Origin of the sequence: Streptomyces sp. NPDC006510 (assembly GCF_040611955.1) — a bacterium.
Classification (GTDB): domain Bacteria; phylum Actinomycetota; class Actinomycetes; order Streptomycetales; family Streptomycetaceae; genus Streptomyces.
The window spans coordinates 1-8,316 of the sequence record NZ_JBEXPH010000281.1 but is presented as its reverse complement, the minus strand read 5'-3'; the positions used below and the strand labels follow the sequence as shown (position 1 = coordinate 8,316).

General features: G+C 68.2%; 8 protein-coding genes and 2 pseudogenes. 4 read left to right on the top strand and 6 right to left on the bottom strand.

Going from position 1 to position 8,316, the window contains the following annotated elements:
* Both ABZY11_RS40790 and ABZY11_RS40785 read right to left on the bottom strand, forming a co-directional pair.
* A pseudogene (locus ABZY11_RS40790) lies at nt 1–95 on the bottom strand (transposase); the annotation flags it as partial.
* Nucleotides 96–319: 224 nt separating this feature from the next.
* Complete coding sequence (locus ABZY11_RS40785) at nt 320–916, bottom strand: CGNR zinc finger domain-containing protein (protein ID WP_356484012.1); 597 nt, start codon at nt 914–916, stop codon at nt 320–322.
* A gap of 38 nt (nt 917–954) precedes the next feature.
* Between ABZY11_RS40785 and ABZY11_RS40780 the strand changes: the two genes are divergently transcribed.
* Nucleotides 955–2,157 carry an MFS transporter gene (locus ABZY11_RS40780; protein WP_356484011.1) on the top strand — a complete coding sequence of 401 codons (1,203 nt, stop codon included), beginning with the start codon at nt 955–957 and terminating at the stop codon, nt 2,155–2,157.
* Between the two features lie 391 nt (nt 2,158–2,548).
* Here ABZY11_RS40780 and ABZY11_RS40775 read toward each other — a convergent pair whose 3' ends face one another.
* Entirely contained in the window at nt 2,549–3,751 is a 1,203-nt protein-coding gene (locus ABZY11_RS40775; protein ID WP_356484010.1) for an erythromycin esterase family protein, read from the bottom strand.
* A 58-nt stretch (nt 3,752–3,809) separates the two neighbouring features.
* Here ABZY11_RS40775 and ABZY11_RS40770 point away from each other — a divergent pair, with 58 nt between their 5' ends.
* Complete coding sequence (locus tag ABZY11_RS40770) at nt 3,810–4,559, top strand: TioE family transcriptional regulator (protein ID WP_356484009.1); 750 nt, start codon at nt 3,810–3,812, stop codon at nt 4,557–4,559.
* A 580-nt stretch (nt 4,560–5,139) separates the two neighbouring features.
* Here ABZY11_RS40770 and ABZY11_RS40765 read toward each other — a convergent pair.
* Nucleotides 5,140–5,943: a methyltransferase domain-containing protein gene (locus tag ABZY11_RS40765; protein ID WP_356484008.1), complete on the bottom strand. Its 804-nt coding sequence runs from the start codon at nt 5,941–5,943 to the stop codon at nt 5,140–5,142.
* A 141-nt stretch (nt 5,944–6,084) separates the two neighbouring features.
* Here ABZY11_RS40765 and ABZY11_RS40760 point away from each other — a divergent pair, with 141 nt between their 5' ends.
* Nucleotides 6,085–6,378, top strand: coding sequence for an MFS transporter (locus ABZY11_RS40760; protein ID WP_356484013.1), 294 nt, complete (start codon nt 6,085–6,087; stop codon nt 6,376–6,378).
* A 90-nt stretch (nt 6,379–6,468) separates the two neighbouring features.
* Nucleotides 6,469–6,719 (top strand): annotated as a pseudogene (locus tag ABZY11_RS40755) (carbohydrate kinase); the annotation flags it as partial.
* 167 nt (nt 6,720–6,886) lie between these two features.
* Here the strand turns inward: ABZY11_RS40755 and ABZY11_RS40750 are convergent.
* On the bottom strand, nt 6,887–7,483 hold the full coding sequence (locus ABZY11_RS40750; RefSeq protein WP_356484007.1) for a hypothetical protein: 597 nt from the start codon (nt 7,481–7,483) through the stop codon (nt 6,887–6,889).
* A 212-nt stretch (nt 7,484–7,695) separates the two neighbouring features.
* The gene (locus ABZY11_RS40745; protein ID WP_356484006.1) at nt 7,696–8,214 is read right to left on the bottom strand and encodes a DUF402 domain-containing protein; all 519 of its coding nucleotides are present in this window, start codon (nt 8,212–8,214) and stop codon (nt 7,696–7,698) included.
* Between the last annotated feature and the right edge of the window lie 102 nt (nt 8,215–8,316).

Genomic DNA, 8,316 nt, shown 5'->3' with positions numbered 1-8,316 from the left:
ATTCCCTGCTCGAACAACTCGGCCGCCTGCATCCGCACCGACTCACGGCGCAGCCGACCCGCAGCGGTCAGCCCGCCCCCATCCGCATACCTCACGCACCACGGAATACAGCCATTACGGCGAACGCGTCAGGGACTTCGAGAAGGTTCACCCCAACGGGCCGAAGTCAGTAACCGGCCGCTCGCGGGCGATATTTGGCTGCCGCTGCCACATGAACGCCCCCGAGCGATATGAGGGCTCGGGCGAGATGCTGAACGGAGCCCGGGATGCGTTCGGCATGGGCGACGGCCGAGCGAGTGTTGCATTGGCTCCGGGCGATCTACTCGGTTTCGCTCGGCTGCGCGGCGGAGTGGGAGCGCCGGTGGGCTGCGACCCGTTCGCGGGTTGCGCACCGGCGGGAGCAGTAGCGGCGTTCCGGGCCGCTGCCTTGTGTGATGAAGACGTTCCGGCAGCTGGATGATGCGCAGATCCTGCCGGGCGGACGCTGACGGTCCCAGACGAGAACAGTCAGGGCCATGCAGGACGAGGCGAGGAGCCACTCCCCCCAGGGGGCGTTGTCGTCGTGGTCGAGATGGGGGTGCCAGGGGGTGCTGCCCCCGTGCGAAGTCAGGCGGAGCGGTCCGGTGTGCTTCTGCAGGAGGCGATTGAGGCAGCCGGAGGCACCGTCGGTGGTTTCGGCGGCGAAGACCTCCCGCAGCAGGGTAGAAGCCGCGCGCATCCCGGCGACATCGCGAGTGGTGAGTTCGACGGGGTCTGTCTCACCGTATGCACGGAGCACATCGGCGACTTCGGCCGGGTCGGGGCAGTCGCCATCGAGTGCGTTGATCAGGGCGGCGGTCCGGCGGGCCATGGTCAGTACGGAGTGCCGGGTGGACCAGTCGTCGATGTTGTGGGACACCTGCGCAATGTAACGCATATTGCGAAGTTTTGAGTTACTTACGTAACGTCCTGCCTATGAAAGAGCGTTACCCACTCCACTGCTATCTCGCCGGAGCAGTGGCAGCTCGGGCCGGGGACGAAATGTCAGGACCGGCATTGATGCTGACAGGATTCACGCTGGCCGGATCGACCACCGACGCGTCGTCACTGCTCGCGGGCGTCACGATCTCCGCCGCGGTAGGAGGGCCGGTGCTCGGGGCGCTCCTCGACAGAGCGGGACGGCCGGGCCGTCTGCTGGCCGGATCCCTCGTCCTGTACGCGGCCGGCCTGGGGATGATCCTCGTGGGGCTCGGCCGCCTGCCGTTCGCTGTCACCATCCTGATCGCAGTTCTGACGGGGCTGCTGGGGCCTGCCCTGTCGGGCGGATGGACGGCCCAACTGCCTCGCGTGGTGCCGGTTGGCGGCCTGCCCCGGGCGAACGCGCTCGATGCCATGACGTTCAGTGCGGCGAGTCTGGCCGGTCCGGGTCTCGCAGGCGGTACGGCGGAGGTGCTGGGGGCCCCGACGGCTGTGGTGGTCTCCGCGGGTCTCATCGGCTTGGCGCTGCCCGCAGCGTGGCTGCTGCCCGCCCGTCCTGGTCGGGGGCAGGGTCTTCGGACGACTTCGGTCATCAGCGACCTTGCTGCCGGAATACGGGTCATCGTCAGGAGACCGCCTCTGGCCCGAGCGACCCTCACCTCGGTCGTCTCCTGTGCCGCTCAAGGCATGCTGACGGCCTGCATCGCGCTCCTCGGCGAGCGTGTCCTGGGCGGGGCCGGTCGTGGCGCGATGCTGCTGTCCTGCGCGGCGGTTTCCGCCCTGATGGCCAATGCCGTGCTCGCGCGGTTTCCGCGCTCGGTCGCCCCAGACACGATCATCTGGGTCAGTGCCCTCGTCCAGGCTGCCGCGTTGGTCTTGGCGATGTCGGATCAGCCGGCCGTGCTGATTGTGGCCGTACTGCTGATCGGCACCGGTGAAGGCCCCCAACTGGCCGCACTGTTCGCAGTCCGCCACCGGGAGGCCCCAGAACACCTGCGGGGCCAGATCTTCACCACCGGTGCCAGCCTGAAGATCACCGGATTCGCTCTCGGAGCTTCGGTTGCCGGACCGGTCGCGAACTGGTCCCTGCCGGGCACGTTGGCACTTGCAGCGAGTGTGGCGGCCCTCGCAGCACTGGCATTCTTCACGATCCCATCGACAACCGTCAGTTCGTCCGGAGACCGTGCGATGACGCGTTGACCAGGGCCGAATCGATCAGGGCCGGATCCAGCGTGTGCCGTTGTGCGTTGAATGGCCCGGTGCAGCCCTCGGGCAGCGCGAGCTGTACGAGGGCTGCACCAGGCGCGAGACGGTCGCGGGCTCCTCCGCCTTGCGATCGACTGCACCAGACCCCGCACCCTGATCCGGCCTGATCCAGGCGAAAGACGCTAAGGGCTGTCCCGTAGTCCCTGGTGGATCAGCGTGCGGCGTCGGATGCGGTGCATCGCAAGGCGGAGGGGCGCCCGAATACTGGATGTATTCGGGCGTTCCGACAACGCGGCGAGGAGTGGGGCCTCCCCTGCTCAAGCGCAGCCGAGAGCTTGGGGAAGTAGCTGTCGTCGCACGCCCGCCAGGGACTACGGGACAGCCCTTAGCTCTGCGGGACGTCCTTGACGAACACGATGCCGTCGGTGTCCACCAGGTGGGCCGGGTCGAGCGGGGCGTAGCCGAACCAGGGGGATACGCGGGGCGCGGGCCGTGTGTCGCCGAGGGCGGTGGCCAGCCGGGGGGCGTCGACGACGTAGCGGTCCTCCGGGAGCGCGTACAGGAGTCCTTCGACGGTGTCCGGCGGCGGCGTGTCCACTCCCTGGTGCCGGATCGTGCCGAGGGCCGTGGCCACGAAGGCGTACTCCTTGCCGAGCCGGGCGCTCACCAGCGCACCGGCGCTCCACCACTCCAGCGGCATCCCGCCCATCCGCATCGAGCTCTTGGCCCGTTGGAGATGGGCGTTCTGGGCGTGGACGAGTGCCGGGCCCCGTTCGGCGACGGCGAGGAGGTTGTGGGCCATCATCTGGTCCCGGACGCCCACCAGCCCGGTCATGCGGGCCGGTGAGGTGTCGGCCATCCAGTGGTGGTAGCGCAGCAGGCCGGTGGCAGTGCGCCCGTACAGGCGCGCCCGGTCCCAGTCGTTCCGCGAGGTCGCCGCGATCAGGTGCGGCGTCTGCTGGTCGAGCAGTGCCACCAGATCGTCGGCGAGCAGCCGCAGCTCCGTTGCCTCGGCCGACCGCCCCACGGACTGGGCCGGGTCCCTCATCACGGCGGGATTGGTCCACGGGTCGTCGGTGCCGAGCAGGCGGTCGAGCGTTTCCGCGGTGCAGGGGAGTAGATCCGCGTCCACCTGGGCCACGAGGCAGTCGTGGAGTGCGGTGAGGGCCTGCCGGGGGCTCGCGGCGTGGGTGATCTCCAGCGGGCCGTCGAAGCCGGCGAAGTGGAGCCGCTCGGACGCGGGTCGGCCGTCGTTGTACTCGCGCATCCAGCGCACGAGCTCGCGGTTGGCCGCGGACGCGCCCCATCCGTGGCTGATTCCGCGCTCCATGACCTCGTCGAGGGTGCCCGTGCCCGAGGTGACGTATTCGTCCACGACCAGGCCCATCATGCAGTCGCTCTCGATCGCGATCGTCCGGTAGCCCTCCTGCTCGACGAGCTGCCGGAAGAGCTCGTTGCGCAGGTCGAGCAGAGTGTCCTCGCCGTGGGTGGGCTCGCCCAGGGCGAGCAGCCGAGGCCGGGTCGGCAGCAGCCTCATGACGGCGGCAGCCTCGACGGCATGGACGGTGTCCTTGATGTCAGTGGTCATGCCTTCAACCGTATCGTTGAACCTTCGGTTGAAACTTTGCCGCGATATCGTCGGTCTCATGGGACGAAAGCTTCAAAACGGTGAGCGACTCAGGCCGGTTGATCTGGCGCGCGGGCACGGTCTGTCCACGCAGGCGATCAGGAACTACGAGGAGGCCGGCATCCTTCCGGCCGCCGACCGCACACCCCACGGCTACCGCACCTACACACCGCTGCACGCGGAGGCCCTGCGTGCGTTCCTCGCCCTGGTGCCCGGCCACGGCCACCGGACGGCGACGTCGATCATGCGGGCGGTGAACGAGGGCACGGTCGATGTGGCGTTCCGCCTCGTCGACGAGAGCCACGCTCAATTGCTCGCCGACCGGCAGACACTCCAGGCCGTGGCGAGCGCCCTCCGTGACCTGGAGCCCACGCCGGCATCGGAACCCATCCCGGCGTCCGAGCCCGACGCGGCGTCCGGGCACGGCGGCACGTTCATCGGGCCGCTGGCAGCGAAGCTCGGTATCCGGCCCGCGACACTGCGCAAATGGGAGCGCGCCGGGCTGGTATGCCCGCGCCGTGACCCACTGACCGGGTACCGCGTCTACGACGAGGCCGACGTACGGGACGCCCGGCTGGCCCACCAGCTCAGGCGGGGCGGCTACCTGCTGGAGCAGATCGCCCCGCTGATCACCCAGGTACGGGCGGCTGGCGGGCTGGAGCCGCTGGAGGCCGCCCTGAACGACTGGCACGCACGGCTGTCCGCCCGTGGCCGCGCGATGCTGTCCGGGGCCGCCGAGTTGGACGCGTACCTCCGCGAGCGCGGATGAGACCTCGGCTGCCGGAAGAAAAGAGAAAGAGAACATGAACTCCCGGGGCAGACACGTCTGCCTGGCAATGACTCAAGGTGTGGTGACACGGGACGCCGAGAGCTCCGACACACACGCACTGTGGTTACGGCCGATATTGATCCGAAACCTGGAGGTTTGCATTCGAGGACGCAGAGGATGTGCGGTCCGCCGAAGCTGCCGCATCCGACCGGGGTGCGTCCCTTTCGCCCCAGGCGCGGCCGGTGACCTGGTCGGTGCGCATGCCGATCTGGTCGGCGAGGAGTACTTTGCCGCCGCCCTCGGTCTTCGCCTTCCCCCGGATCGCCGTCGGCCACGCCTCCTCCCACAAGACGCGCACCGCTTTCGCAGCGGTTCCGCACCCCATCCGCACCGCTTCCGCGGCGGATTCCGTGGCGGCTTCTGCTGCGACAGCGACAACTTCCTTGACTGTCCCGGCAGTTCAGTCACGTAGGGATCAACGGAGCGCCTCGATCGTACGAAGGACCGGAACGAACCCGCCGACAAGACAGGAAGCGCTTCGGTTGGACGACGGATGCACGCGAGAGACGATCGGGGAGGGCTACGGGCGGCGTCCCCACGCGGAGATCATAGGGGCGGTGGCAAGGTCGAGGCGGCCGGTGGCGACATTCGCCAGGTGGCGGTCGATCTCCTCGTCGGTGGCAAGTCCTTCCACCACCAGACGCCGGCGGATCTGCTGCACGGTCGCGGCCTCAAGGACGGCACAAGCCGGCGAGGTGATCGGGAAGTACGCGTCGGCCTGAACGTCCTCGAGACCGGCCTCACGCAGCAGCCGGGGGAGCGTTCGCCCGTACGCGAGGTCCGCGCCGCGCGCCGCCATCAAGGCGCGGAAGCCGGATCGCAGCCGGTTCGCAAGCCGCTGTTCGGGACCGGACTCGTCCGGACACAACAGCGGTTGCAATCCCGGGTCGGCATCCTCCAGGAGCAGCCAGCCGCCGGGCCGCAGCGCTTGGACCATCCGCCGCAGTGCCTCGGCGCGATCAGTGACGTGTACCAGGACCAGTCGGGCGTGAACGAGGTCGAAGCCGCCGGGCGGCGGCGGGTCGGCTGCCACGTCGTGCCGCAGTATCTCGATCACGCCACCGTTGATTTCTCGGGTCCACGACACGTCGATGTCGGTGGCAATCACCGCTCCCGCCGGGCCGACCCGCTCGGCCAGCCCGAGGGGTACGGACGGAGCACCGGCACCGACCTCCCAGCACCGCATGCCGGCGGCGATCCCCAGCCGGTCGACATGACGGAACGTCACCGGATCGAACAACTCGCTGAGGGCGCCGAAGCGGATCCCTGCCTCCGATTGCTGGTTGTCCAGCAGGTAGCCGTGATCCGTGTTGTCTTCAGCCATATGGCGATTCTGGCAGAAGCGGCAGGCGGGCCCAGGCCGCCGGGCTGACCTGCCGGCCGATCCTGCGGGCGGATCAGGGGATCAGCAGAGAACGGGCGGGCCTTCGTCATCAGTGCCAATGCCGTCGGCTGTCCGGTGACCATGCCGGTCTACGGCTTCATCCAGGACAAGCTGGGCCTGCGCAAGAACCTCCTGTACTGGGCCGGTGGCCTGGTGCTGCTTCCCTTGTACATCTACGTCTGCGGGCCCCTGGGCCTCTGGGCCGCTTCCGGGTCCGCCGCAATCTCCGTGTGCCTGCTGGTTACGATCCGGGTAACCGACCGGCGCCGGGCGGCCGCCGTCGACCACGCCGCCTCCTCGGTCACGGTGGCGGACGTGAAGTCGCTGCTCACCTACCCGGCGTTCTGGGGCTGCTGCTGTTCGTCGTCACGGTGACAGCGACCTACAACACGTACGACGCGATGTTCCCCTCGTACTTCTCCTCGCTGTTCTCCACGGCTGCGGAAGGCAACCGGATGTACAGCGGCCTCCATCGGCGCGGACGGCTCGGCCACGTACAGCTTCTACGTCGAAGGCACCGCGGACCGGATCTTCGAGGCCCCGCACCGACTGCCCGCCACGACACGCGCGTGTCCTTCGGCACGTGTTCGCTGGTACTCGAACCGGGAGCGAGCGCTTACGAGGAGCTCATGCGGAGGGAAGCGGGAAGGGGGATGTTCATCGCGCTCGACCCGAACATCCGACCCGGGCTGATCCCGGACCCGGACACATACCGGAAGCCGCCCGGGCGCTGGCGATCACCTGCTCGCGCGCGGTCGCCGAGCCTTCGTACGCATACGGGCTCCCGGCCCATTCCTCGTCGACCGGATCCCTGCCGGCACCCACACCAAACCAATGATCAAGCGAGACGATCAGTGAGCCATGGCCCGACTCGCGAGGCCGCTCATGGCGTGGATGTTGGCGGCTTGGGTGATGGCGGTGTGGGCGTGATGGTCACCGGGTTGCCGTCCGGGCCGACGTGGACCGTGGCGGCATTCGGCAGGCGCACGTTGACGGCGGAGAGGTAGACGGTGTCCGAGGCCAGGTCGAAGTAGAGCTTTGCGGAGTCGGCACGCACCAAGCTCTCGTCGAGCGTGTTGCTGTGGACCCACTGCGCCCCCGCCGGTGCGAACTCGGCGAGTTCGGCGGGAATGGCAGTGTTCTCGGACTCGGCCCCGAGGACAGCCGGCTGCAGCTTCGTGGACGCCGTCAAGGCGGCCACCGATCCGGGGGCGAGCTCCATGAGGGCGCTGACGAAGTAGTCGGTAGGGCCGGGCACTCGACTGTCCGCACCGGGAGCCTCCTGCTGCCAGTGCGCCGAGACGATCCGACCGAGCGTCGGCAGGCGCCTGGCCAGCGGCGCGGTGTCCGTGCGAATCGCGGGGTTCTTCGAGGCCTCGGCCTTCGTGTCTGCGACGGGTTCGGCGGCACAGCCGGTGACCACAGTTGCCGCCAGCAAGAGCGCGCTTGCCAGTACAAGAGATCTCTTACGCTCCGCCACTGCTTCCCCCACCTTTTGCTCAGGATGCGCTATTCCATCACACGGCCGGTGAGAGCCAACCGGTTCGCTTCCGTTCGCGCGGGCGCTGCAGCCCTCCGAACTTGTTCGTCGATCTCAGTCAGGGAGAGCGGTGCTGCTCGGAAGTTCCGCGGCGGAAGCCGTGGCCAAGAGGACGTCGCTACCTCACGCACGGGGCGAGACCGCGTCCTGGTCTATCCGATGAGGTCGAGCCAGTAGCGGTACACCGATGCGAAGGGTTCAATGCCGTCACCATCGTGACGACCCGCCTCCATCAACCACTCACAGGTCCGTCTGGCCTCGCGAATGACGCTGTCAGCGTAGCCGTAGCGCACCCGGTGTTCGTCGAACTCGTCCTCGTCCTCGATATGGGCTGCGCCGCCACGAGGCCGCACGACATCGAGATCGAGGTCCACTATGCGCAGGGCGGTCCCTTCCGCATTCCACTCGGGAACCGTGCACACGTCGCAGTACATCTCGGGGCCCGGGTCCGCACAGAACGTGGCCGTCCACCACTCACCCCGCGGGACCAACATCACGTACGCGAACCGGCTTGTCCAGCCGCCCGTGGTCGAACTGATGGGGATACCCTGCGCCGTGCCCAACCACACTCCGTGCTCGTCTTCACCGAGCCGGGTGGCAGTCCACCGAGCACTCAGGGTGCCGTTGTACTTTCGAATGTCGACCATCACGGATGTGCTCTCTGTGATCACGCCAAGACGTTACTGACTTCGGCCCGTTGGGGTGAACCTTCTCGAAGTCCCTGACGCGTTCGCCGTAATGGCTGTATTCCGTGGTGTGTGAGGTATGCGGAT

Coding starts and splice junctions, on each gene's coding strand:
- ABZY11_RS40765 (WP_356484008.1), bottom strand. CDS start 5,943: ATGGCTGAAGACAACACGGATCACGGCTACCTGCTGGACAACCAGCAA.
- ABZY11_RS40785 (WP_356484012.1), bottom strand. CDS start 916: ATGCGTTACATTGCGCAGGTGTCCCACAACATCGACGACTGGTCCACC.
- ABZY11_RS40780 (WP_356484011.1), top strand. CDS start 955: ATGAAAGAGCGTTACCCACTCCACTGCTATCTCGCCGGAGCAGTGGCA.
- ABZY11_RS40775 (WP_356484010.1), bottom strand. CDS start 3,751: ATGACCACTGACATCAAGGACACCGTCCATGCCGTCGAGGCTGCCGCC.
- ABZY11_RS40770 (WP_356484009.1), top strand. CDS start 3,810: ATGGGACGAAAGCTTCAAAACGGTGAGCGACTCAGGCCGGTTGATCTG.
- ABZY11_RS40760 (WP_356484013.1), top strand. CDS start 6,085: ATGCCGGTCTACGGCTTCATCCAGGACAAGCTGGGCCTGCGCAAGAAC.